The sequence below is a fragment of the Dulcicalothrix desertica PCC 7102 genome, from assembly GCF_003991905.1.
GTDB lineage: Bacteria > Cyanobacteriota > Cyanobacteriia > Cyanobacteriales > Nostocaceae > Dulcicalothrix > Dulcicalothrix desertica.
The window spans coordinates 54,924-78,611 of record NZ_RSCL01000026.1 but is presented as its reverse complement, the minus strand read 5'-3'; the positions used below and the strand labels follow the sequence as shown (position 1 = coordinate 78,611).

Below are 23,688 nucleotides of genomic sequence, written 5' to 3'. Positions count from 1 at the left end.
CCCGCCCTCTATATTCCCTCTATATTTATAACGGGCAAGGATGCCCATTCCACAAGACTTTTTATACCAAAGCTGGTACAGGAATTTGAATATGTGGATACAATGGGAAGCGCGCGCACAAAGAAGCTACTCGGCGCCGACAATCATCAGCTACACTATTAGACTCAGGGTTAGTCAAGCAGTCAGCAATAATATTGGCAATTTCAACAAATTCTGCTGCTCCCATTCCACGTGTCGTCATTGCTGGTGAACCTAGTCGTAAACCACTGGTTACAAATGGTGACTCTGGGTCAAATGGCACTGTATTTTTGTTAGCAGTTATATTCACTGTACTAACTAGTTGGTCTGCCTGTTTTCCTGTCATTCCAACGCTACGCAAATCTACTAACATTAAGTGATTATCTGTGCCATTGGAGACAATTTTTAAACCACGCTGTTGCAATTGGTTAGCCATTGCACGGGCGTTTTCGATAACTTGGGCAGAATAAGCTTTAAATTCAGGTTTGAGTGCTTCGCCAAAGGCAACAGCTTTACCCGCAATTACATGTTCTAATGGACCGCCTTGGGTACCTGGAAAAACTGATTTGTCGAGTTTTTTACCTAGTTCCGCGTCACGGGTCATAATTAAACCACCACGAGGTCCGCGTAAGGTTTTGTGAGTTGTTGTTGTGACAACATCACAATAAGGGATAGGGTTGGGGTGGTGTCCAGTTGCTACTAATCCGGCGATATGAGCAATATCTGCTAGCAAGTAGGCGCCGACTTCCGAAGCAATGCTACGGAATTTTTCAAAGTCTATAATTCTTGGATATGCTGAATAACCGCAAATGATGAGCTTAGGACGCTCCCTAAGCGCCTGCTCACGGATAGCGTCGTAGTTCAACTGTTCGGTTTGTTGGTCTACACCATAATGGGAAACTTCAAACCATTTACCTGAGACGTTTACTGGTGAACCATGAGTTAGGTGTCCACCATGCGATAAATCCATCCCCATGATTTTGTCACCAGGAGATAGTAGAGTTAGAAAAACAGCAAAGTTCGCTTGGGCGCCTGAGTGAGGTTGAACGTTAGCATGTGCGGCGCCGAATAATTCTTTAACGCGGTCAATAGCTAACTGTTCAATTTTATCCACATATTCACAGCCACCGTAGTAGCGTTTGCCGGGTAAACCTTCAGCGTATTTGTTTGTTAGTACCGAACCTTGAGCAGCAAGTACCGCAGCTGAAGTAAAGTTCTCACTTGCGATTAACTCTAAGTGGTCACGCTGACGTTGCAGTTCGTCACCTATTAACTCCGCAACGGCTGGGTCAGAAGTTGCCAAAAAATCAGAATTTGTCTTAGTCATAGTCTTTAAGTTGAGCATGTAGCTATTTTATTCGACTCCCTACTATAAATCCTAGGGATTCGAGCCATCTACAATTGCGTAAACTATGATAACGTTCTTTTGCTACCCTAGTGGTTCATGTCAATAGTTTTGGGGTGTAGGCGCCGAACTCTCACTCTCTTAACTCTTACCTCTGTCTCTCTGTGCCTCTGTGGTAAAAAATATATCACACCAAATTTAATGACACAAACCACTAGGTGTGAAATCGAGTTGTCAAGTATTGATGTGTTTAATTAATTTCTGTATTCATTGTCACAAAGGGATTAGATTCTTAATATATTTAACATTAGAAGATTGTTAAGAATAATTTTTATTATTAAATGATTACAAATAATAACCTATGTGTTATAACGAATACTACTAATTCTTACTGGGTAAGAATTAGGAATGTTTTTTGAAAAATTTATCATCGCAAAGAAACCGGGTTTCTACCCGTTCATTGTCGCAGACAAATCGTGATTTTTATTACAAGTTATCGGTAAAGAAACCCGGTTTCTAAGATATTTCAAAATAGGGGAATGGTATGTTAGCAGCGATTTTAACAGAAAACCAAATTTTGGCGCCGTCTAAAGTTTGTCAGTCATGTATGCTGGCAGATGCAAGTGGTCAACCGCGTTGGCGCGAAGGACAACTGTACTGTGGTCGGGCTATTGATAAAATTACAACAGAGCAGCCCGAACAGTATCAGTGTGCGATGGGGTTTCGCGTTGTTAAAGTCGATTAAATTACTCTGTGAGTGTTCGTTTAGAAACTGTTTTTGGTTTTCGAGTCACTTCATTTTCACTAACGGTATAAAATATAGGCTCGTATCTTGGCTGAATCACAACAGGTTGGACTATTGGTTGAACGCTCTTATCAATAACTGCTTGAACAGCTGGGCTTGTGGCTGGCTCTGTAATTGCGTAAAATAAGTTCTCGTATTGATTCAAGGCGTTATCAAACGAGTAGTTTTCTACTGCGTACTTTCGACTGTTGTAGCCAAGTGAGTTAACAAGTTCTGGCGCCGAGTACAATTGCAAAATAGAGTTGGCTAATGCGTCGGGGTCTTCTGGAGGAACGACAATACCACCACCACTACTAGATATTGCCTTTGCCGCTGTGCCTGTATCGGGTACTGATGCTATAATGGCACGTCCACTTGCTAGCGCTACCTGAATTTTAGACGGCATATTGAACGAAATAACATTTTTCTTTTGTACTACCAAGCTTACATCTGCAGCAGCCAACATTGTTGGTAAAGTTTCACGTTTTTGAAATGGTAGCAATATCACATTGTCGGCGCCGTATTTGTCGCATTCAAGTTGCAAGCGCTGTAAACCTTTTGCTTCTCCAACAATTACTACGACAATATCACGGATGTGCCGCACCTGACTTGCGGCTTTGACGACAGTCTCTAAACCTTGAGTTAAAGCAATATTCCCTGAGTACATCACCACAAACTTACCGTTGAGGTTGTGGGTACGACGAAATTCATTATCTTCTTTAGACAAGGAACGAATAAAATTTACATCTACCCAATTGGGTATTTTGACCATTTTATCGGCTGCAACGCCCTTTTGTAATAAATTATCAACGAATCCATCAGCAATGACGCTGATTTTGGTTGCGGTGCGGTAAGCAAATTTTTCCAGCGTCTGAAAAACTTTGATTAAATATTTGTTCTTGAGTAAACCAACGTGAATTGCAGCGTCTGGAAGAATATCTTGAAGGTTTAAAACTACTGGGCAACGGTTCCACCATCCTAATAAAGCAGCGGGTACACAGCAGGGAAGCGATGGTGAGGTTGTTAGTATAACATCTGGGCGCCAGCCAGATAATGCTGGGACAAAACTGGTAAGTGCAAAACTAGCGTCGAGCAAAATCCGGTCGAGTAAGTTTGGCTGAGGACGTATCCAAACGAAACTACGTTGAATCTTAACGCCGTTTTTCTCTTCTGTAACAAAAAATTTACCACGATACTCTTTATAAATTTGACGCTGAGGATAATTAGGCATTGCTGTAACTACACGCACCTCATGTCCACGCTTTACTAAACCCTCTGCTAGCTCGGTCATTAGCGGAGCAATACCAATGGGTTCGGGGTGATAGTTGTAAGAGTAAATTAAAATTCTCATAAATATAGTAAGTTTGAACAGCCCTGGTCGGTGATTTAAAGGCAAGTTTTATTTTGTTATCCCTTACCTAAAAAACGCTGGTTACTATTAATTTTCTCTTCAGAGTTTATTAATGTCCGTTTTTTTTCGTTGAAGATTGAGTAAACTTGAAGTCAACTCTTTACATAGTGCGTAATACTTTTTTTACTTGCACTTGTTTATTTTATGTTTACTTAGAGTAATTTATCTCCGTGAATACCCTCGCTTTTAGAGGCGAAAATATTTATATAACTAAGCTATACAAACATAATATTCAGTATTTACGCTTGTAATCGTCATTATTTGCTGTTTAAATTAGTAATTGCAAATTGCAAATCGAATCTAAATTATTGGTATTAACCGAGACATCTTTAACAAATTCCCCCATTAACAAGCTAAAATGACTTTAAGGTTTCTACGTAAAAAAAAACCTGGTAACTTCTACGAAACCAGGTTTTTGAGTGATGATTAGTTGTATTTTAGACGGCGCCGCTGTTTTTCTTGAACAAAATTGTGATGGTTCTGAAAATCAGCTTGAGGTCGTATAGCAAAGTCCAATTTTTTTGGTATTGCAAGTCGAGACGAATTACATCCTCGAAACTGCGTATACTAGAGCGACCGTTTACTTGCCACTCTCCAGTCATCCCTGGTTTCACGTCTAAACGTTGCCATTCGGGCACTTCGTAACGTGCAACTTCATCGGGTGTAGGAGGTCTAGTACCAACCAAACTCATTTCGCCTTTGAGTACATTTAAAAATTGTGGCAGTTCGTCAAGCGAAGTTCGTCGTAAAAAACGTCCGACTCTTGTAACTCGCGGGTCGTTATCAATTTTAAAAAATGCACCTTGGACTTGGTTTTGCTTTAGTAGTTCAGCCTTTTTGGCTTCTGCATCAACGCACATCGAACGAAATTTCCACATTCGGAAATGTTTACCCATCCAACCACAGCGCGTTTGAGCAAAGAAAATTGGACCTGGGTCATCGATTTGGATAGCAATTATAATGGGAATTGCCAAGATAGCGGTAATTACCAAACCTACAATAGCTCCAACGATATCGATAAAGCGCTTCATCCAAGATTTGACGCTTAGATGAGTTGTGGGTAAGTTTTCTTCTAACTGATCTACTCGCGATACAGGTTCGGACTTTGATTCAATTGGGAAAACTTGATCTAATCCGGTCAAATTTAATACTGCCATCACCTGTGGTGTGACATTCCGCAACGTCATCGAAATTCCTTGTTGTTGAGCAATTTTGAAATTACTCACCAAAGCACCTAACCCACTACTATCCATAAAAATAGTATTGTCAAAAGCAATAATAATTTGTTTCAATACGTTATCTTTTTGGGTTAGGTCTTGGCAGGTTTGCTTGAAAGCTATAGCTTCAAGTACGCTCAACCTTGCAGGAACCTGAATTATTGCGGTATCCGCTTGGTATTTAACGGAAAAATCTGCCTCTGTGGGTTGGCTTGTCATGAAACTTTGTACTGAAACTTGCTGTAATTATTAATTTTCCTAAACATGATTATGTTGTAATAAATACTTTACCGTTCTTAGTGTACTTAATATATAACTACTACGATGGCATCATAATCATTCGTTCACATGCTCTTGTCTATAACTATAGTTTTTTTACTATGGCGCCTCCTGTACTTAATATTGGTTCATGTAGTTTTGCTCAAAGTTAAAACATATTCGATACTACAATGTCAATTTTATTACAGTCTTATCTTAGCTGTGTTTTTAGTCACGTTCTTTGATATATCGATAGTATGACCGCAAAAACAACTGTCACAACTGCTACAACTAATGCACGCTTAGTTGAGGTGTTTTCAGCCATCCAAGGGGAAGGACTAAACGTTGGAACTCGTCAGATTTTTATCCGGTTCGCACTGTGTGACCTGCGCTGTCACTTTTGCGATAGCTCCAATACATGGAATGCACCAACAACATGTCGAATTGAACGCTACCCTGGTTTACGCGATTTTGAAGTATATTCAAACCCTGTAACATTATCTATGTTAGTCGAATGGGTTGAGCGACAAAATATACCTCAGCTACACGATAGCATTAGCTTGACAGGTGGCGAACCACTTCTTCATGCCTCTTTCCTTGTTGAATTTTTACCGCAAGTCCGTAGTGCAACTAAATTACCCATATATTTAGAGACTGGTGGACATCGAAGCGAACAACTCGCAATGGTGTTACCATATCTTGACTCAGTGGGTATGGATTTTAAACTTGAAAGCGTCAGTGGTGAAAAGCGTTTAGTTGAACACGCACGCTTTTTACAACTTTGTTATGATTCACAAGTAGAAGTTTTTGTCAAGATTATTGTTTCAAGTTCGACGGATGTAGAGGAGTTAAAGCAAGCAGCGCAAATAGTCGCGGACATAAATCCATCAATTCCAATATTTTTGCAGCCTGTAACACCGTTAATATCGCCAACACATGCGGAAAAAGAAATAATGGCGCCAGAACCCGACCAAGTTTTGGTATGGCAAGCCATGATGAAGCGAATAGTTAAGCATGTGCGAGTAGTTCCTCAAACCCATAAGATGTTAAACCAGTTGTAAAGCTAGATTTACTCGATATCGAGCGAATTTTCCATATTGTAGAGACTTTCTCGCTAAGTCTCTACAGCTTTACAGTATTTTCAAAACTACACCACAAAACTTTTGTAGAGACGTGATATTTGTAGACGTGATGAATCACGTCTCTACAGATTTATCACGTTTTTACATATCGTCATCGGCGTTTCTAGGGGATTTGCCACGAACTTTATTGGCACTGCGTTTTAGTGCTGAAAGACGCGCTTCATATTTAGAGCGTTCACGCTTACTGTTAGTGGTATCAATCAAAGTTTTTAGGGCACTACCAAGACTTTTATAAGCGTTGGGAACAGTGTAACCGAAACGCTGTGCAAGTCCAATTGCCTTTTCATCTGCTTCAATTAGTTCGCGTGCGATTTTTTCGCCACTATTTTTTTGATACAGGCGCCAACCAGAAACACCGCATAATGCTAAAGCGAGGATTAATAATAATCCATCTTGTACCCAAAGTTCACCAACGGCGCCACCTAAACCAATAGCAAGTGCCGCCATTTCCCACCCATCTTTGGGAATAGTATCATTTTGAACGCGAGCGACTTCATGCCAGAATAACAAGTTGCGTTGGTCGATAGCGAGAGAATCCCATTTCACCAAATCGATTTGAATTTCAACTTGGTCTTTACCAATTTCTTCGCATCTAACAAGGGGTGGATTGACTTCTGTCGTTCCTTCGACCGTGACCCAACTTTGTAATTCAGGTGGCAATAAACCTTTTAATCGACGTAATTCGCTCATTTCTGCCTTCGCAGAAGAGGTTGCATAGGATGTCATATATCCAGCCCCAGAATAAATCAGTACAATAGAGTATCACTTTGGAGTATAGCTATTTTAAAACGATTTATGTAGAGACGTTACATGTAACGTCTCTACATCTAATTGGGTAGTATCGCTATACGCCATAGTTCATCAAAAAATTAAAATATATATAGATATATTATAAAATAAGCAATTTTAACTGTGACAATATCTGGTAAAGTATTACCGCTCGTAAAAGACCCCGAACGGTTAGAAAATCGCCTCAAAGAAATTCCCCCGCAACCTGGGGTATATTTCATGCGCGATGCTAGTGACCGCATTATGTACATTGGTAAGTCTCGCAAGCTGCGGTCTAGAGTTCGTTCGTATTTTCGTGACTCGCAGCGTTTGACTGAGCGCATCGCGACAATGGTTAAGCAAGTAACTGATATTGAGTTTATTGTCACCGATACCGAAACCGAAGCACTCGCACTCGAAGCAAACTTAATTAAGCAGCATTTGCCTTATTTTAACGTTCTGCTCAAAGACGATAAAAAGTATCCATACGTTTGTATTACTTGGTCAGAAGATTATCCGCGTATTTTTATCACACGCAAACGACAGCTTGGTAAGGGGAAAGATAAATTTTATGGACCTTACACAGATTCGCGGTTGTTAAGAGAGATATTACGCATTTGTAAGCGTATTTTTCCTTTACGTCAGCGTCCGCAACCTTTATTTAAAGACCGTCCTTGTTTGAATTACGATTTAGGTCGTTGTCCTGGGGTATGTCAAAAACTTGAGACTCCAGAAGAATATCGTAAGACAGTGCAAAAAGTCGCGATGGTGTTTCAGGGACGTGGACATGAGTTGGTAGATATATTAACTGAGGCGATGTGTAAGCAGGCAGAAGCGTTAAACTTTGAATCTGCCGCACGTTATCGCGACCAAATTAATGGGTTAAAGTCGTTAACAGCAGACCAAAAGGTATCGCTTCCCGATGATACTGTTTCCCGTGATGCCATTGCTTTGGCCAAAAATGATAGTCATGCTTGTATTCAATTATTTCAGATTCGTGCAGGTCAGCTTGTTGGGCGCCTAGCATTTGTTGCGGATGGAAGTGCAGAATCGGGAGCTATAATACAACGGGTGTTAGAAGAGCATTATCAAACTGCTGATGATGTAGAAATTCCTACCGAAATATTGGTACAGCACGAGTTACCCGATACTGATATATTGGCTGCGGCTTTGAGTCAACGTAAAGGTCGTAAAGTTACTATTGTGGCGCCACAACGTCAACTCAAAGCAGAATTACTCGATATGGTAGAGCGTAATGCTCAGTACGAGTTAGAACGAATGCAAAAATTGGGAGACCGTAATTCGGAGGCAATGCAAGATTTAGCGGCAATAATAGACTTACCCGACTTACCCCACCGCATCGAAGGTTACGATATTTCCCATATTCAAGGTTCTAATGCAGTTGCTTCGCAGGTGGTATTTATCGATGGTTTACCTGCAAAACAGCATTACCGTCATTACAAAATTAAAAATCCTACAGTTACAGCAGGTCACTCAGATGACTTTGCCTCACTTGCGGAGGTTATACAGCGAAGATTTCGTAAATTCATCGAAGACCCACAATTACAGCGTTTGGGAAATCCTGATTTTCCTGACTTAGTAATGATAGATGGTGGTAAAGGACAACTTTCTGCCGTTGTCGCTGTTTTAGAAGAAATGAATTTAATGGAAGACGTGCGTGTTGTCAGTTTGGCGAAAAAGCGTGAAGAAATATTTTTACCTGGCGCCAGTTTACCAGTAGAAACCGACGCGGAACAACCAGGAGTGCAACTTTTACGACGCTTACGCGATGAAGCACACCGTTTTGCCGTTACCTTCCACCGTCAACAACGAAGTGATAAATTGAAGCGGTCACGTTTAGACGAAATACCAGGTTTAGGAAGTCACCGTCAAAAACAACTGTTGGCTCACTTCCGCTCGGTAGATTATATTCGTTTAGCAACACCAGCACAACTGGGTGAAGTTCCAGGTATTGGTCAGCGTTTAGCTCAAGAAATTTACGATTATTTCCACCCGTCAAATTGATGGATAGTATTTAAAAATGCAGCTTTCACAAAAGAAATGATGGGTAATTGACAGTTGGAAAATTCCACTCTCGATTACCCATTACCGATTACCCATTACCCATTACCAACCACTACCTTAGCAAATCTCTCAAAGACTGTTAATGTCTAACATTGGAATTTTTGATTAAATTTTCTTACAAAATAATATTTTTACTCATAATTAACAAAATATTAATTAATTATTAAGTTTTGTATAGTCGCATCGATAAAATATACCTAGGTTAAGCTTGCTTTTTTTAAGTTTATTAAAAATTTCTGTACTGATTTTTACAATATTTTAGCTTTTTAACGCATAATGATTCTTTCTTGTAATGTATTGAAGCTTTCAGTACGTATTTCAAGTCAGAATCTATTTTTTTGTGAAAATAGTCCCGATATCTCCCATGTCAGCTATGTAAACTGGATAAATAGTAAATTTTGATACAAAATATCAGTTGTTTTTTTAACTAAACTCATATAAAGTATAATATTTCACAGGTAGAGGTGCGATTGAAAATAGGTTGTTCTCAAGGGTTACGCATTAGGGATCATCGTAAAACCTTTGAGGTCATAAGTAACAATGATTAGTTAATATGTCTGAAGTTATATAGGCAATTGTAATTTTATTGAGCATAATAGAAAAACATATCTATAAGTTTTACAGAAGGCAGGTATCAGGAAAACAGTTGGCACCGATTGTGTATTTATGTAAAGCGACTTGCGTTGATTGACTTGTTTCAATGCAATATCGCAAGAAACTGATTTGAAAGCTAGGTAAGTTAGGATAATTTGCTTACTCCTTTATTGAGAAGTCATCCTATTAACTTAGTGAATTTGATGAATACGACTTAGATAATAAAACTCGATAAATAGAATCTAATTCCGCACTTAATTTACGTAATTGCTTGCCTGAAAACTACCGAATTTGTAAAACTTTAAGAAACTAAAACGATTATTAAAAGGGGCTTTAAGATGCAAATTATACAAAAAGTACGCTGTCCTAACTGCGGTAGTGAAGGTGAAAGACATTATATTTCAGAAAGTCAAATACAAAGGACGCAGTGTCCAGCTTGTGATTATTTAATGATTATGTGTACTCGTACTGCCAGAGTCATAGAAGCTTACGCACCAGGAATTCCATTACGTAAGTAAAATCAAAAACCCAGAAACCCGGTTTCTGGGTTTTAATATATATCACCAAAGAAAGAGTGCGTTTCCTTCAAAGGCAAGATGTAACAGAAGCAGGTATTCAATCATTATTACCTTTGTAAGACTTGTGCTGGAGCATAACTACAGCGCATAAAGCTTTTCAGGGTAGTGGAATGTGATGAGCCAAATAATTACACACAATAAAAGAGCCTCGTTACCGATAGCGATTTTTCTTTCAGCTTTACTAGCAGCACCAGTGTTACATGGTTGTGGTGGTGGGACACGAACCGAAGCTCCTCCTATAAATGATGCAGCAGGTAGACAGGTAAATTATCCAACGAATGCGAACCAACAAGCTCAAAATAAACCGGGACTTTCAACGCGCAATAAAGTATTAATTACCTTAGCAGGCGCCGCAGCACTTTACTATCTCTACAACCAGCGCAAAAATGCCAAAGGTGAGGGGGCACAGGGAAAACATTATCTTTCTAAAAATGGAAGAGTTTATTATCGTGATGCCCAAGGTCGTCCAGTATGGGTAACACCACCATCTGGAGGTATTCAAGTACCAGCGGAAGAAGCAGAAAGATACCGTGATTTTCAAGGATACAACGGACGCTCTACAGGACGTGATTTAAGAGAACTGGCGCCACAAGGGTCTACGTTTTAACCAAAGTTTTTAAGGCTAATTTAATAAGGAGAGAAGTTATGGTAGGCGATTTTTTCCGCAAAGCGAAAGATTTTTTAGCAAGCGGTGTTGAAAGCGACAGGGATGAGGAACGCGAGTACGGTGAAAACGTTCGTCCAGCTAGTGAAGACCCATATGGCGACCCTGCCGACCAACAATATTATGGTGAGCGCGCGGGTTACGAACAATATGGAGACGTTCGTCCAGCTAGTGAAGACCCATATGGCGACCCTGCCGACCAATATGGCAGTGCTGGTTATGGACAATATGGTGATCTTCGTCCAGCTAGTGAAGACCCATATGGCGACCCCGGTGACCAATATGGTAGTGCTGGTTATGGACAATATGGTGATGTTCGTCCAGCTAGTGAAGACCCATATGGCGACCCTGCCGATGACGAAGGTTATCGTTAGTAGAAATATTTAATTTATCCTCTAGGAATTTTGAAAAATTAAATTATACATCTTGTGGGATGGGCATCCTTGCCCGTCCGTTTATTAAAGGTAAAAGAAGATAAGTTTTTGAATTTAATTTTTATGAAGGGCGGGCAGGGATGCCCGCTCCACAAGATGTATGTATCTATTGAACAAAGTTTAATATATCTTTTACTTTGTCAATATTATGACGTACAGAGGTAGCGGAAATACGCAAAGTGTCTAATTCTGTGTCAGTTAAATTCAATTCAATAACTTTCTCAATTCCCCCGCAACCTAAACGGCAAGGTACACCAATAAATAAATCATTCAGACCATATTCCCCTTGTAGGAGTGCTGATACAGGTAACATTCGTGAGTGGTTACGCAGTATTGTTTCTATCATCATACAAGTAGCCGAAGCAGGTGCAAAGAAGGCGCCACCGGTTTGAATAGAATCAACTATTTCTGTACCACCTTTACGGGTACGGTTTACTAAACGCTCAATAGTTTCTGCATTCATTAATTCTGTAATTGGAATACCGTTAACTGTAGAGTAACGGGGCAAAGGTAGCATTGAATCACCATGACTTCCCAAAACCATCGCGCTAACATCTTGAGGTGAAACACCTAATTCCATTGCAATATAAGTTTCAAAGCGGGCAGAGTCTAACACACCAGCCATACCCATAATTCTATCTCTTGACAAACTAGTGGCTTGCCAAACTAAATATGTCATTACATCCAAAGGATTTGTGACAACAATAAAAATAGCTTGTGGAGAGTGAGTAATTGCGTTTGTGGCAGCTTCTCTCACTATTTCGGCATTTTTTTGCAGCAAGTCATCGCGACTCATACCAGCTTTGCGCGGAAAACCTGCTGCGATAACTACTATTTCTGAGCCATATATATCAGCATAATCGTTGGTACCAATAATCCTGCGGGTGTGGTTTTCTAAAGCGCGTGCTTCCATCAAATCCAGCGCTATCGCTTGCGGCATTTTCGGAATAATGTCAAGCAATACCACATCCGCAAGGTTTTTCTCAACGATTCTTTGAGCAAGCGTACTACCTACCCGACCAGCGCCAATAATACTAACGCGCGGTGAATGACACAGAATCGGCGAAGAAGAGTCAGAGAGCATAATTGAGATTCCGATTCTTTACCTTTCCTTATCCTATATCCTTACGGGTATTACTGTTCAAAAATTGTATAAATGAAGCATCAATTGGCGCCAACTAAGACTTTTTGCTCACTTGGTCGTGTTATTAGTACACCGCGCATTCCAACAGAAGAAGCACCATAATAATCATCGTTTTTACTATCACCAACATGCCAAGCTTCCTCTGCAGGGCAGTTGTGCTTGGCTAAAGCTATACCAAATATTTTGGCTTCAGGTTTCGCGGCGCCGACTTGAGTAGAAATGGTTATAGAATCAAAATAATCTTGTAGTTCTAAAGCTCGTAGTACCGAGAAAATACGGGAGTCGAAATTAGATATTATACCTAGCTCTATTCCTTTGCTGCGCCAATTTTTTAAAGCTGGAATAACATCAGGGTAAACAAACCAAGGTTGAGCAGTACCAAAATGGATATATAATTCGCCAAAGAATGTATCAAAGTCTGTAAATTTGTGTAAGGCGCCTGCTTTGTTAAACGTTTCGCGCACAATAGCAAACCACCATTTATACTCAAGGTCGGGCACATCGTGAACTTCCGCATCTGGGAATGTGGGAGATGGTGAAGCTTTGAAGCTTTGGAGAAACGCTTGGTTTAAAGCGGACGATGATATATGAACCCCAAACTCACTAGCTATTTGGCTATATACTTCACCAACGCTGCCTTTGACAGAGAATAAGGTACCAACAGCATCGAGAAATAAAACTCTCGGTTTCGGCATATAAAGTTTTTTCTTATGGTCAGAGTAAATACTGATTATTATATTCTGCCTTTCCCAATAAATAAACGCTCTCCATAAGTATTTACACGCGAATCAAAAATAAAACCCAATATTATGAAGGAAATGTAAAAAATAATCGTTTATCTTAATCCATTTTCTCGCAAAAAGGTATTAAGCCAATCTTTATCAGTGTTTGATAATGCAGGTACAGGGTCTTTTGTATAATCAATTACTAAGTCATAGCTAGCACGGTCATATAAATCGTGCAATATATTTTGTAAATCAAATATCGGTTCCGAGTCTTTCTCACGTAAAGGCAATGGAAAAGATGGGATTGAATTTTGAAGATTAAAAGCGTATAAATCTGCCTTTGGACGGAAGTCACTGCGACTGACTAATATACGGTAACTACTTTGAATATCATTTTGAACAATTGCCATTGGTTTGCCGTGACGCAATAAATCAATTTCAACTAAGTGACTTAGACTACCTAGTACTCGTAAGCGTTTTTTGTTATAAGTTTGACGCCCATCCCCAGCACGTTTATTTTTAGCTTAATCAGTAAGAAGCCCCACACCATACACAAGGTAGTTGGTGTTGGGATGAATTACGTGGATGTGCATATTCCAGACCTTCGTTTAATTGGTTTAACCTTGGAAACGCTCACTACTTTATTATTTACACCCGGATAATTTGCTATCTTGACACCAGTACCAAGATTTTGCATACCGATAACTCTATACTTGTTGTTTTCAAACTCAATATAATCGTTCGGATTATAGGGGTATCTTTGTTTCTTGATACGTCTCTGCCCTTTTGACACTTTGTGACCTCGATAAACTCTTAAATTCTCACTATTCAAATTTTTATTTCTAGTGCGTCTACCAGAAGATAAGATGCTTCCTGATGTTTTTTCTTTTGTTTTGGTATCAATATATTTCGCGTCGTAGAATTGTTCCATCGACCGTTTATTCCGACGTATTTGTTCTAGTATTAATGGCGTACTTCTAATTTGAGTACTTCCACCTGCTATTACAAAGGCATCATTATGATGAGTCTTTGGTAATTGTAATTGCTCGCGATTAAATTTGGTTTCATAACCATATGCTTGTTCCGCATTTAGGATGTTTAAAAGTTTACCATAAATCGTAGACATAAAAGTTTCAGGTTTAAATGATTTAACTTTTGGTTCCCAACCAAACAATAATTTACCTTTTTCATGATTTGCAGGTGTATGGCATTTCTCACATAGGGTAATTAGATTGCCAGGTCTATCACTTCTGTCTGGCGGAATTTTCCAGTAACCAATATGATGAATCTGTAAAACTTCTGACTTTCCCTTACAATTTGGATTTTGACATTTATAACCATCACGATGTCGAATGTAACATGTTAAGTTATAGTAGCCTAACTGCTCACCTTCTTGATATTGCTTACCTTCTATTTTGGGATTTTTTATTTTTTGAATATCAAAGTTTGCTGTTTCAATGATAATTTTCGTTACTGGCAATATTGATTTAATACGTTCGACGATTTTGATGTGGGTATCAAGTTTATGTTGGACTGATGGAGTTAACCATCCTTCCTCCCGTGTGCGGTTATCGAATCTTGGTGCGCGATGTCTTAATCTATTTCTTCTTTGTCTGCGGTACTTAAAACGTTCAGTAATACGTTCTGATACACCATCTAATAATTCCAATTCTCCGCCGATTAATTCTTCCTTTTCAGTAATCGCGCTAAATCCGATATGTTGATAACCAGCATCAATTCCAAGCGTTACTTCTTGCTTGTAACCACTAGAACCGTAAATTAATTGGATTGTAAAAGGGTCACGTCCAACAATTTTGGCTTTTCCTGAAGATAGAAGTAACCTTGCTTTCCGGGGTGATGTGGGCATTAAGGGTTGCCCATGTTTGTTGATAACTAATACTTTCATTTTCGTTGTTTGTAATTGAACTAATAAAAAGTTCATCCCTCGTGGGTGGTCTTCTTCGCCAATGTTTACCCAGGTTTCTTGTCAGCAACACTTCCCCTCTACCAAGTAGGGATGTTTAATCGCTAACCGCAGTGTCCAAAACTATAAGACAGGGCGCTACCCCTTACATTCTGGAGTGCCTATACATTCTGAATAAACGTAGTATCCCTTGCATTACGGAATACTGAGGCTAATGACGAACCTCTAAAAGTTTCCTTCTAGAAGCCGACGCTATACTGCAAGCAGTTAGCGTGTGGAGTCGTCACGAGATAATACTTCAATAACTGTTACTACTTCCTTTGTTGCAACATCCCGCACTTCCAAGTAAGTCTCTCGTACTCTTTCTGGCATTGGGATAGTTACAGTAACCGCTTGAGTAGGAGGAGAAGCAACAGCAACATTCCCTGTTTCCTGATTATTTGCAGTTTGGTGACTTTGCACCGCTACATCTGGAACGCCAACTAAAAGAGAATCTCCATCAGTTGTTTGATATACTCGCTGTTCTATAGCAACTCGATATTTAGGTCTTAATATTGGGTTTAGTGTTTGAGAAATCGATGAAATTAAAAGGTTATGAAATTCTGACCAAAATGCGGGATTTTCTAAGTAAGGATTCATCCCTGGAAAAGGTGAAGGCATAGCAATTTTACTCCTTATAACCCCCCGAAATTCGGGAGGTTGGGGGATTAACTTGAAAGTACTTCAATAATAGGACGAGCGAGCCAGTTGAAACCAACTTTTAACTGGTGGTCTAATGTAGGCATTCGATATAAATAAGCTGCACGACGGGCAATATTAGCAAGTGGTCCAGAAAGTTTAATACCTAATCCTGTGAGGGTAGCATTATCAACACCCAACGTCATCATTTCGCCTAATGGTTGGTAACGGAAAGGTAACAATGGACGATTTGTTAAACTTGCCCAAATATTCCACGCAGTATAATCAGCTTGTTGGAAAGCAGATTGAGCGGTGCTTGGAACTCTTTGTCCTTGAGCATCGTGACATTCAGCTAAATCACCCAAAGCAAAAATATCAGGATAGTCAGGCGCCTGTAAAGTTGGTTCAACGATAATTTGACCGCGTTGGTTTTGCTTTAAAGGAAGACCACGAACTACAGGCGCCACTCTTGTCCCTACAGTCCAAATTACCAAATCAACAGGAATAGTATCAAGTTGATTTTTATATTCAAGGGTGATGCTATCTTGGCTAATAGACTCTACCTTGGTGTCGAGGTCGAGAAAGACTCCATGTTTTTCTAAAGCTTTTTGCGCTGCTTCGCGGTTAAATTCGGGAGAAGTGCGTAAAATTTGGTCGCTGACTTCAACTAATCTAAATCTTCCTCGGTCGCCAAGTCTATCAGATAATTTACACGCTAACTCCACACCGCTATAACCGGCGCCGACAATAGCGATACGAATTTTATCTTTATCAGATTCTTCTAAAATGCGTAAACGTTCTTCTAGACGATATGCATCTGTAATTGTACGGAATGAATAGGCATAAGATGTTGCTCCTGGTACCATATCAAGCGGAGTTTCACCACCTAATGCCAAAACTAAACGGTCACATTTAATTTCGGGACCATCATGTAAGTGAATACTTTTTGAGTCAACATCAATTCCAGATACAGCAGCTTGGCAAAAACGTACACCTGTATTTTGCAGTAGTTCAGCAAAAGGGGGTGCAATTTCCCAAGTTTGTAACTCTCCAGTCAATAGTTCGTACAATAACGGAGAGAATAAAAAGCGGTCGCTTTGGTCAACAAGGATAATTTCAGGCTTTTGGTTATTATCCCAAGGTAACTGGCTGAGGCGTAAAGCGGTATAAAGACCGCCAAAACCTCCACCTAGTATACAAATTCGTGCAGATTGTTCAGACATTTGTCAAATGTGGTGTTAAGGGCGCGCATGGGTCTACTATTTAGTGTACTTATTTATTCCTGTTGATTGCCATTAACCAGCAATCTCGATACTCACCTTCATGCAATTCATGTTTGGGTAGCAGTTTCACTTTTACAAACCCACATTTTTCGTAGCAATGAATAGCACGTGTGTTCCAAGTTTCTGGGTCTACGACAACTCTTCGCACGTTGAGTTCATTAAATAAATAGTCAACAAGCTTTGATATAACTCTACTACCAATGCCTTGATTCCAATACTCAGTTTCGCCAATAAACAAATCTATCGCATACACCCCACTCGTATCTTCCAAGTTGTAAGTTTCCCTATCCGCTTGTGTTAATTCATCTAAAGCACAATATTGTAAGTAACCAATAGGCTGATTTTGGTAGTAGATAAAGCAAGCAACTTCAGCATCTTCACCACAAACAGTTGGTTGATAGGTCTCAATAACTCGTTCAAGTGGAAAAGGATTATCTCGACCTTCAAAAAATTCCAAAACCTTCTCATCAGTTAACCACTTTGCCATCAACTCATAGTCATGCATATTATCTTGCATGAGACGAATCGAAATTTCGTCAGTTTTTAGCAGCATATAATAATCACATCACGCTAAAAAACTATTTTAACGAAAAAATATTTCGTTCTTCTACTCTTCATTCCTAAACTCAGCAATTACCTCAATTTTACCGACAATGTGAGTATTAAAATTATCTAAATCTTCAGCAGGTATCCAATACTCTTGGTGTTGCAAACCACCTACAGTTTGTACAGTATATCTTTGTAAAAAATCACTTTTAACTTGAAAGCGAGTCACATATCCTACGTAACCAGATGCTTTATCTTTAGTATTCCAATCTCTAGCTATTTGAATAGCGTACTCTTCGTTAAGTACAGGATAAAAAATAGGTTGATGAGGAAGTCTTGCTGGAAAGGTTGTATAACCACTTTCTTGAATCAAATCTAATTCTTTTTGCCCAACGGGACGATAAAGAACAGTAGTATTATTTTGATTTTTGTAAATAGGTGGCGCCATCTGAGTGATTTTGTTTTTAAATCAGAGCAGCGATAATATTTATACTCATCGCCAAAATAGAAGTATTGAAGAAAAAAGATATTATGCCATGTAAGAGTGCAAGGCGCCGCATTAAGCGCGATGTTGTTTGAACATCAGAAACTTGACTTGTCATACCAATAACGAACGAAAAGTATAAAAAGTCCCAATAGTCTGGGTCAGTTTCGTTAGGAAAATCTAAACATGGAGATTGCTTGCTTGTTATATTCGTGTCGTGGTAATACCTATATGCATATTCTAAGGCAAACATAGTATGCACCAGTAACCAAGAACCAACAATTGTCAAAGCTGAGACTACAACGTGAAATACTACTATTGATATAGAAAGTCCTTTGGTATCCGAAAGTAAAAACCCAATGGCAAAGATACTTGCACTCGCAGCAGCAGTGACTAGTAATAACAGTGTCAAACGACCTTGATATTCAGTTAAAGCATAACGACGCATTTTTTCTGGAGTTGCCCTGAACATATTCCACAAAGTTGAAACTAAAAAAACGTCAACTCCAGCATTCCAACCACAAAGAATACGTGTAGACAGATGTAGCCAAGATGGTAATAGTAGTGTAGCAACTAAGACGGCGCCGACAATAGAAATCAGTAGTCTTGGTCGGATATCAAGGTTTCTAAATAATTTGGGGGCAGTATACACTCTGATGATTCACTCAAACAATAAAACACAATTAGCATATTTATGCTTTTTTATCGCAGTTCTTGAGAAATCGTAAAAATTATATTCACGTAGAGACGCAATATATACGCAATATAGACGCAATAAATTGCGTCTCTACAACACACCGATTTTGCAAATGATAAGTGGATTGCAAAATGAATAGAAAATATTTGCTTTTATTAATTTATTTTTTATTGTCTTGAGTGATTTATCTGACCGACATTTTGGGAAGGTCAACGAATTGTCTGAATATCGACAGATAACGATAGATTTGTCCAAGCAGTATCTGCTGTAAGAACAGGAAGATTTCTTGTTATGGCTAAAGCAAGACAAGAACGGTCTCCCAGCGAAAGTCCGAACGATTTTGTCTGATGATACAAAAAACCAGACATCGCAACTAGTTCATTAGTAAAATCAACGATTTGACAAGGAAATTTTCCTAAGATTGCTTGAATTGTTTCAAACGGCGCCCCTTGCCTTGCTAAATATGTTGCAACCTCCGCCAAATTTATTGTCAACACGAGAGCCTGACTTATTAAAGCTTCACCTTGCTCATATCCTCTTTCTTGTTTGAGGATAGCAATAAGAACCGAACTATCAAAAACAATTGCTGTCATTTTGTTTTAAAGATACGATTCATTTTATCCTCTTCAGCAATAGCTTCTTCCTTACGCCATCTCAGAAAATCATCAACGGTATTATCATTCGTCAAATATTGATTCGCCAGCGCTCGCGCCTCTGCTAATGCTTGATGCTGCGTAATAAGCTTGATATCGCCATTCTCCTCACGAATAGTCACAATATCGCCTTCTGCCATATTCAACTTTTTACGGAGAACAGAAGGTATTGTGACTCTACCGCCCTTTTGTATTTCTGCACGATAGTCCATTTTTTATTTTTCTACAAATTTACTCAACTTGTACAAAATTATTGTAATCCAACTTTATCCAAAAAATCAAAAAAGTTGTCAGAACGACAATATATTTGTATTGTATTTTTCTAAAAAATTATTGGCTTGCTAGATTTTCCTAGAGGATATATTTACATTCAACTTATCCTCTAGGAATTTGGCTGCTTAGAAATTTAGTATCTGGGCAGTTGCATATAAGTAATTAATCTTAATCATGTATAAAAAAAAATATTCGACACATTTTTTAGATATAAAAAGGCGCTCCTAAAAAGACAAATACGTAATTTGGAATAAATCAGGCAACATTATTTACTTGTTGTCAGAATAAACAATATATTTGTATTGTATTTTCTCTAGAAAATTATTGGCTTGCTAGTTCCTAGAGGATATATTTACATTCAACTTATCCTCTAGGAATTTGGCTGTGAGCGAAATTTAGTCTCTGAGTTGTTTCATATAAGTAATTAATCTTAATCATGTATAAAAAAACTTATTGGAGACATTTTTTAGATATGAAAAGGCGCTCCTAAAGAGATAAATACGTAATTTTGAATAAATCAGGCAGCAATATTTACTTCTTGTCAGAATAAATAATATATTTGTATTGTATTTTCTCTAGAAAATTATTGGCTTGGTAAATTTTCCTAGAGGATATATCTATATTCAATTTATCCTCTAGGAATTTATATATGACTATATAGGCGCCCTCCTGCTTGTATTACGGTTTGGAGCAGATAACCTACAGATATTTTTATACTGACAAAATTAATAACATGAAACAATATACTTGTACCGAATTTATCCTAAGTCCATTTTAACGGACTTAAGCTATTAGCATACGACTCTAAGAGGTTGTTTGAAAAGTGTCCGTGAATGTCATGCTGAGGAACGTTAACGCAGTTTTCCCGCAGGGTAGCATCTCAGTATATGTTCAAAACCCTAGATTCTAGCCTGCGGCAAATGCTCCGCATTACGTTCCGTAAGACTCCACTCAGAATGACAATTTATACCTGAGCCAACTTTTCAAACATCCTCTAAGTCGTATGCGGGATTTTTGTTGGGTCACGTTCCTGAAGACAGTACCTATAAAGATTACCAACTTACATAACCTTGTAATCTTTGTAATTTATTATAATTTAATCCCTTTACTCGTTCCAAATCTTTTAATGATGTAAAAGGTTTTAGTTGTCGTGCGTCAATAATTCGCTGTGCTGTTTTTTTACCGATACCAGGTAGTGCTTCAATTTCAGCAAGAGTTGCAGTATTTAAATTAACCTGCACAGATTTATTTTCTATCGTTGATGGTGACTCTATTTTCTGACATTGTTTTTGTTGAGATTTGATTTTTTGCTGAATTTTTTGTGGTATTCCAGGTTGTGATTTTTTGTATAATCTTTCAAATTCGCGCGTGTAGTGAGCAGCGATAACGGGGTTTTGAATTACTAAAAGTGTTTCGTCGTTGCCACTATTAGCTGCTTCTGACCAGTTGTGTGAACCTGTAATAACTGTTTGATTATCGATAACACCAAATTTATGGTGTAATAAGTCACCTTGTTGTAATGAGGGTATAGCAACGGTAGTGATGGGTTGGCGCCAAGGTTTATTATCAACTTCATACTTACATTTGTCGCTAAGTGCCAGACCCATCATGTCTAACCCTTCACTATAAGAACGATATGCAAAGCTTTTTTCGAGTAATGCTCTAATTTGAACGTTTTGTTGATGGCGCCATTCTAAGATATTAGCTAGTCGTTGTTCGGAAAAAACAAACAACGCCATGTCTACAGATTTGGTAGCTGCTGATAAATTTGTATTTATTAATCCATTACTACTATTTGTCCAGGGTTGGGTTGGGGAAGTCGGTGAAAAGTGAACTGTAACTGTACTATCTCCTATTTTGATTGTTCTTGGCGCCCGTATTGGTTTTTTCAGTCCAAATTTTTGACTAGTTTTACCCCCACTTCCCCACATCAAATTAAATTCTTCTGTAAATAGTGCTGCGATATCAGGACTGTCAATTTTTAATAAGTTGTTGGCATTTCCCAAAGTTTCTGGTTTTGTATAGTCACCGTGAACATCTGAAAGTGTAAAGTTTGCTGATGTGACAATAACAAAACGGTTATCGACTATAACAAATTTATGATGCATCAAGTCACTACCACGACTACCATCTGACGTATCATCGAGTTTTGTGACTTTGGCTTTGTCGAGAATTACTAAAGCATCACGCTGTTCTATTTCTTTCGTATCTAGTTTACCATCTTGATTGATGTCAACAAAACTACGATATTCTTTATACTTCTGCGCTTCCCTTGGTTTGAGCTTTTTGACTTCTTGGGGTGATAAACTACTAATCGGACGATTGTATGTGTTTTCTATAATTAATCTAACTTTTACCCCTGCTTTCTGCTTTGCTGCTATAGCTTGGGCTATTTTTGGTAAGCGTAGCTCTTGTACTGCTATATCTACTTGAGACTTGGCGCCCATTATTATATCAACTATTTGTTTTTCTAAATCATTACCCTGACGCTTTTTATCTTTATAAGGTTCTTGATATTCTAAAGTTTCGGAATGATTTAAATAGACTTGAATCAATGGGTCTTGAGGTAGTGGTAATAGTTTGGTTTGTTCTATCTTTTTTTGCTGACAACTATTCTGACACCCTGTGAGAATGAGTATAAAAGAACAAGATATATACTTTTTTATTAATTTGAAATTCATTATTATTTTCGTTAAAATCTTGGGAAACCAATTTACAAATTTATATTTCCCAAAATTATGCGAAAAATAACATCACACAAATAAATGTAGAGACGTTACATGTCGCGTCTCTACAATTGCGTGATTTTTACAATGTGTGATTTCCACGCATAGAAAATATTACCCAACGAGCAAATGTAATTTACTAACCGCGAAATTCACTGCATGATGAGTGATGGGGAGACTATCGACAACCATACCTAAGCAAAGTAACATCATGTAAGAAATCGAATAGAGAAACAATGCTTTTGCCGTGGGTTTATCTTCTGGATTGTGTAATAATTTCCAAGCTTTATGTATGAATACACCACCTAGAGATGCTGCTATTGCACCATAAATAAATCCTGTCTCATGCAAGGGATAAATTAGTAGGAGACTTGCCAATACTGTTATTAAGGTATAATACCAAATTTGTTGTACTGTAGCTTTGGCACCTGCAACTACTGGTAGCATTGGAATACCAACTTTTGCGTAATCATCCCGAATCATTAACGCCAATGCCCAGAAATGGGGAGGTGTCCAAACGAAGACGATAGCAAAAATTAACCATGCAGCCCAGCTAAGGGTTCCTGTCACTGCTGCCCAACCAACTAAAGCCGGAATTGCACCAGCGGCGCCACCAATTACAATATTTTGAGTACTATGACGCTTGAGAAGGTGCGTGTAAATCAATACGTAAAATACAATACCTGACATTGCTAAAAGTGCAGCAAGCAAATTAGCGAAAACAGATAAAAGCGTAAAAGAAAGAATTGCGAGGACAGCAGCAAAAATTAAAGCATCGCGTGATTGAACTTTGCCTGAAGGTAAGGGACGATGGCGCGTGCGCTCCATGTCATAATCAATATCCCGGTCGTAAACGCAATTGATTGTTTGGGCACTAGCTGCCGCGAGAGTACCACCAGCTAGAGTTACTAACAACAGTAATGGGTCTACTTGTCCTTTGGCGGCAATCCACATGCTGCCAGCGGTGGTAATTAGTAGTAATGGGATAATACGGGGTTTAGTGAGCAAATAGTAGCTCTGAACCACTTCTAAAAAAGTTTGGTGGTGTCTCGAGACATTAGTCTCAATCATTTTGGCACTAGTTCCTTATTTATAAATAACTGAATAGTTAGGAGTTAGGAGTTAGGAGTTAGGAATTAGGAGTGAGGAATTAGCAGTTATAATTTACTACTCAGCACTCAGCACTCAGCACTTAGCACTCAGCACTCAGCACTCAGCACTCAGCACTCAGCACTCCTAACTCTTCTAATTTCTCTC

At 38.7% G+C, this 23,688-nt stretch carries 22 protein-coding genes and 1 pseudogene; 6 read left to right on the top strand and 17 right to left on the bottom strand.

All coding sequences use genetic code 11. The features are described from left to right. Positions 1-61 precede the first annotated feature (61 nt). Positions 62-1,345 carry a serine hydroxymethyltransferase gene (gene glyA / locus DSM106972_RS39745; RefSeq protein WP_127085864.1) on the bottom strand — a complete coding sequence of 428 codons (1,284 nt, stop codon included), beginning with the start codon at positions 1,343-1,345 and terminating at the stop codon, positions 62-64. Between the two features lie 562 nt (positions 1,346-1,907). Here glyA and DSM106972_RS39740 point away from each other — a divergent pair. Beyond that, positions 1,908-2,108 (top strand): hypothetical protein, encoded by a 201-nt coding sequence (locus DSM106972_RS39740; RefSeq protein ID WP_019492798.1) that lies wholly within the window; start codon positions 1,908-1,910, stop codon positions 2,106-2,108. Between the two features lies 1 nt (position 2,109). Here the strand turns inward: DSM106972_RS39740 and DSM106972_RS39735 are convergent, their stop codons facing one another. Continuing rightward, complete coding sequence (locus tag DSM106972_RS39735) at positions 2,110-3,498, bottom strand: glycosyltransferase family 4 protein (protein ID WP_127085863.1); 1,389 nt, start codon at positions 3,496-3,498, stop codon at positions 2,110-2,112. 497 nt (positions 3,499-3,995) lie between these two features. Continuing rightward, positions 3,996-4,994 carry an anti-sigma factor antagonist gene (locus DSM106972_RS39730; RefSeq protein WP_127085862.1) on the bottom strand — a complete coding sequence of 333 codons (999 nt, stop codon included), beginning with the start codon at positions 4,992-4,994 and terminating at the stop codon, positions 3,996-3,998. A gap of 296 nt (positions 4,995-5,290) precedes the next feature. Here DSM106972_RS39730 and DSM106972_RS39725 point away from each other — a divergent pair, with 296 nt between their 5' ends. Then, positions 5,291-6,094: a 7-carboxy-7-deazaguanine synthase QueE gene (locus DSM106972_RS39725; RefSeq protein ID WP_127085861.1), complete on the top strand. Its 804-nt coding sequence runs from the start codon at positions 5,291-5,293 to the stop codon at positions 6,092-6,094. Positions 6,095-6,256: 162 nt separating this feature from the next. Here the strand turns inward: DSM106972_RS39725 and DSM106972_RS39720 are convergent, their stop codons facing one another. Further along, on the bottom strand, positions 6,257-6,901 hold the full coding sequence (locus tag DSM106972_RS39720) for a DUF3318 domain-containing protein (RefSeq protein WP_127085860.1): 645 nt from the start codon (positions 6,899-6,901) through the stop codon (positions 6,257-6,259). Positions 6,902-7,087: 186 nt separating this feature from the next. Between DSM106972_RS39720 and uvrC the strand changes: the two genes are divergently transcribed. The 4 genes from uvrC (at position 7,088) to DSM106972_RS39700 (ending at position 11,238) form a co-directional block, all read left to right on the top strand. Continuing rightward, positions 7,088-8,968: an excinuclease ABC subunit UvrC gene (uvrC, locus tag DSM106972_RS39715; RefSeq protein WP_127085859.1), complete on the top strand. Its 1,881-nt coding sequence runs from the start codon at positions 7,088-7,090 to the stop codon at positions 8,966-8,968. A gap of 992 nt (positions 8,969-9,960) precedes the next feature. Beyond that, a complete protein-coding gene (locus tag DSM106972_RS39710; protein ID WP_127085858.1) occupies positions 9,961-10,140 on the top strand; it encodes a replication restart DNA helicase PriA in 180 nt (59 codons plus the stop codon). Positions 10,141-10,315: 175 nt separating this feature from the next. Beyond that, positions 10,316-10,807: a hypothetical protein gene (locus tag DSM106972_RS39705; protein WP_127085857.1), complete on the top strand. Its 492-nt coding sequence runs from the start codon at positions 10,316-10,318 to the stop codon at positions 10,805-10,807. Positions 10,808-10,845: 38 nt separating this feature from the next. Then, on the top strand, positions 10,846-11,238 hold the full coding sequence (locus DSM106972_RS39700; RefSeq protein ID WP_127085856.1) for a translation initiation factor: 393 nt from the start codon (positions 10,846-10,848) through the stop codon (positions 11,236-11,238). Between the two features lie 166 nt (positions 11,239-11,404). Here DSM106972_RS39700 and mdh read toward each other — a convergent pair whose 3' ends face one another. The 13 genes and pseudogenes from mdh to DSM106972_RS39635 form a co-directional block, all read right to left on the bottom strand. Beyond that, entirely contained in the window at positions 11,405-12,382 is a 978-nt protein-coding gene (gene mdh / locus DSM106972_RS39695; protein WP_127085855.1) for a malate dehydrogenase, read from the bottom strand. An 80-nt stretch (positions 12,383-12,462) separates the two neighbouring features. Further along, positions 12,463-13,137, bottom strand: coding sequence for an HAD-IA family hydrolase (locus DSM106972_RS39690; RefSeq protein WP_127085854.1), 675 nt, complete (start codon positions 13,135-13,137; stop codon positions 12,463-12,465). A 140-nt stretch (positions 13,138-13,277) separates the two neighbouring features. Beyond that, a pseudogene (locus tag DSM106972_RS39685) lies at positions 13,278-13,676 on the bottom strand (DUF4058 family protein); the annotation flags it as partial. Between the two features lie 68 nt (positions 13,677-13,744). Then, a complete protein-coding gene (gene iscB, locus DSM106972_RS39680; protein ID WP_127085853.1) occupies positions 13,745-15,073 on the bottom strand; it encodes an RNA-guided endonuclease IscB in 1,329 nt (442 codons plus the stop codon). 285 nt (positions 15,074-15,358) lie between these two features. Continuing rightward, positions 15,359-15,751: a DUF4058 family protein gene (locus DSM106972_RS39675; RefSeq protein ID WP_127085852.1), complete on the bottom strand. Its 393-nt coding sequence runs from the start codon at positions 15,749-15,751 to the stop codon at positions 15,359-15,361. Positions 15,752-15,798: 47 nt separating this feature from the next. Further along, positions 15,799-16,992, bottom strand: a complete 1,194-nt coding sequence (locus DSM106972_RS39670; RefSeq protein WP_127085851.1) for an NAD(P)/FAD-dependent oxidoreductase — start codon at positions 16,990-16,992, stop codon at positions 15,799-15,801. Between the two features lie 49 nt (positions 16,993-17,041). After that, positions 17,042-17,605: a GNAT family N-acetyltransferase gene (locus DSM106972_RS39665; protein ID WP_127085850.1), complete on the bottom strand. Its 564-nt coding sequence runs from the start codon at positions 17,603-17,605 to the stop codon at positions 17,042-17,044. Between the two features lie 54 nt (positions 17,606-17,659). Further along, positions 17,660-18,046: a hypothetical protein gene (locus DSM106972_RS39660; protein WP_127085849.1), complete on the bottom strand. Its 387-nt coding sequence runs from the start codon at positions 18,044-18,046 to the stop codon at positions 17,660-17,662. A gap of 16 nt (positions 18,047-18,062) precedes the next feature. Continuing rightward, the gene (locus DSM106972_RS39655) at positions 18,063-18,734 is read right to left on the bottom strand and encodes a DUF1345 domain-containing protein (RefSeq protein ID WP_127085848.1); all 672 of its coding nucleotides are present in this window, start codon (positions 18,732-18,734) and stop codon (positions 18,063-18,065) included. A 254-nt stretch (positions 18,735-18,988) separates the two neighbouring features. Next, a complete protein-coding gene (locus tag DSM106972_RS39650; RefSeq protein ID WP_127085847.1) occupies positions 18,989-19,372 on the bottom strand; it encodes a type II toxin-antitoxin system VapC family toxin in 384 nt (127 codons plus the stop codon). Continuing rightward, positions 19,369-19,644, bottom strand: coding sequence for an AbrB/MazE/SpoVT family DNA-binding domain-containing protein (locus tag DSM106972_RS39645; RefSeq protein ID WP_127085846.1), 276 nt, complete (start codon positions 19,642-19,644; stop codon positions 19,369-19,371). Before DSM106972_RS39645 ends, DSM106972_RS39650 begins: the two co-directional genes overlap by 4 nt. 1,113 nt (positions 19,645-20,757) lie before the next feature. Then, positions 20,758-22,386: a DUF655 domain-containing protein gene (locus DSM106972_RS39640; RefSeq protein ID WP_127085845.1), complete on the bottom strand. Its 1,629-nt coding sequence runs from the start codon at positions 22,384-22,386 to the stop codon at positions 20,758-20,760. Positions 22,387-22,545: 159 nt separating this feature from the next. Then, the gene (locus DSM106972_RS39635) at positions 22,546-23,502 is read right to left on the bottom strand and encodes a heme o synthase (protein ID WP_127085844.1); all 957 of its coding nucleotides are present in this window, start codon (positions 23,500-23,502) and stop codon (positions 22,546-22,548) included. Between the last annotated feature and the right edge of the window lie 186 nt (positions 23,503-23,688).

Coding starts and splice junctions, on each gene's coding strand:
- DSM106972_RS39700 (WP_127085856.1), top strand. CDS start 10,846: ATGGTAGGCGATTTTTTCCGCAAAGCGAAAGATTTTTTAGCAAGCGGT.
- DSM106972_RS39720 (WP_127085860.1), bottom strand. CDS start 6,901: ATGACATCCTATGCAACCTCTTCTGCGAAGGCAGAAATGAGCGAATTA.
- DSM106972_RS39660 (WP_127085849.1), bottom strand. CDS start 18,046: ATGGCGCCACCTATTTACAAAAATCAAAATAATACTACTGTTCTTTAT.
- DSM106972_RS39645 (WP_127085846.1), bottom strand. CDS start 19,644: ATGGACTATCGTGCAGAAATACAAAAGGGCGGTAGAGTCACAATACCT.
- DSM106972_RS39665 (WP_127085850.1), bottom strand. CDS start 17,605: ATGCTGCTAAAAACTGACGAAATTTCGATTCGTCTCATGCAAGATAAT.
- DSM106972_RS39650 (WP_127085847.1), bottom strand. CDS start 19,372: ATGACAGCAATTGTTTTTGATAGTTCGGTTCTTATTGCTATCCTCAAA.
- DSM106972_RS39705 (WP_127085857.1), top strand. CDS start 10,316: ATGAGCCAAATAATTACACACAATAAAAGAGCCTCGTTACCGATAGCG.
- glyA (WP_127085864.1), bottom strand. CDS start 1,345: ATGACTAAGACAAATTCTGATTTTTTGGCAACTTCTGACCCAGCCGTT.
- DSM106972_RS39740 (WP_019492798.1), top strand. CDS start 1,908: ATGTTAGCAGCGATTTTAACAGAAAACCAAATTTTGGCGCCGTCTAAA.
- DSM106972_RS39640 (WP_127085845.1), bottom strand. CDS start 22,386: ATGAATTTCAAATTAATAAAAAAGTATATATCTTGTTCTTTTATACTC.
- DSM106972_RS39670 (WP_127085851.1), bottom strand. CDS start 16,992: ATGTCTGAACAATCTGCACGAATTTGTATACTAGGTGGAGGTTTTGGC.
- DSM106972_RS39635 (WP_127085844.1), bottom strand. CDS start 23,502: ATGATTGAGACTAATGTCTCGAGACACCACCAAACTTTTTTAGAAGTG.
- DSM106972_RS39730 (WP_127085862.1), bottom strand. CDS start 4,994: ATGACAAGCCAACCCACAGAGGCAGATTTTTCCGTTAAATACCAAGCG.
- DSM106972_RS39675 (WP_127085852.1), bottom strand. CDS start 15,751: ATGCCTTCACCTTTTCCAGGGATGAATCCTTACTTAGAAAATCCCGCA.
- mdh (WP_127085855.1), bottom strand. CDS start 12,382: ATGCTCTCTGACTCTTCTTCGCCGATTCTGTGTCATTCACCGCGCGTT.
- DSM106972_RS39725 (WP_127085861.1), top strand. CDS start 5,291: ATGACCGCAAAAACAACTGTCACAACTGCTACAACTAATGCACGCTTA.
- iscB (WP_127085853.1), bottom strand. CDS start 15,073: ATGAAAGTATTAGTTATCAACAAACATGGGCAACCCTTAATGCCCACA.
- DSM106972_RS39710 (WP_127085858.1), top strand. CDS start 9,961: ATGCAAATTATACAAAAAGTACGCTGTCCTAACTGCGGTAGTGAAGGT.
- DSM106972_RS39690 (WP_127085854.1), bottom strand. CDS start 13,137: ATGCCGAAACCGAGAGTTTTATTTCTCGATGCTGTTGGTACCTTATTC.
- DSM106972_RS39735 (WP_127085863.1), bottom strand. CDS start 3,498: ATGAGAATTTTAATTTACTCTTACAACTATCACCCCGAACCCATTGGT.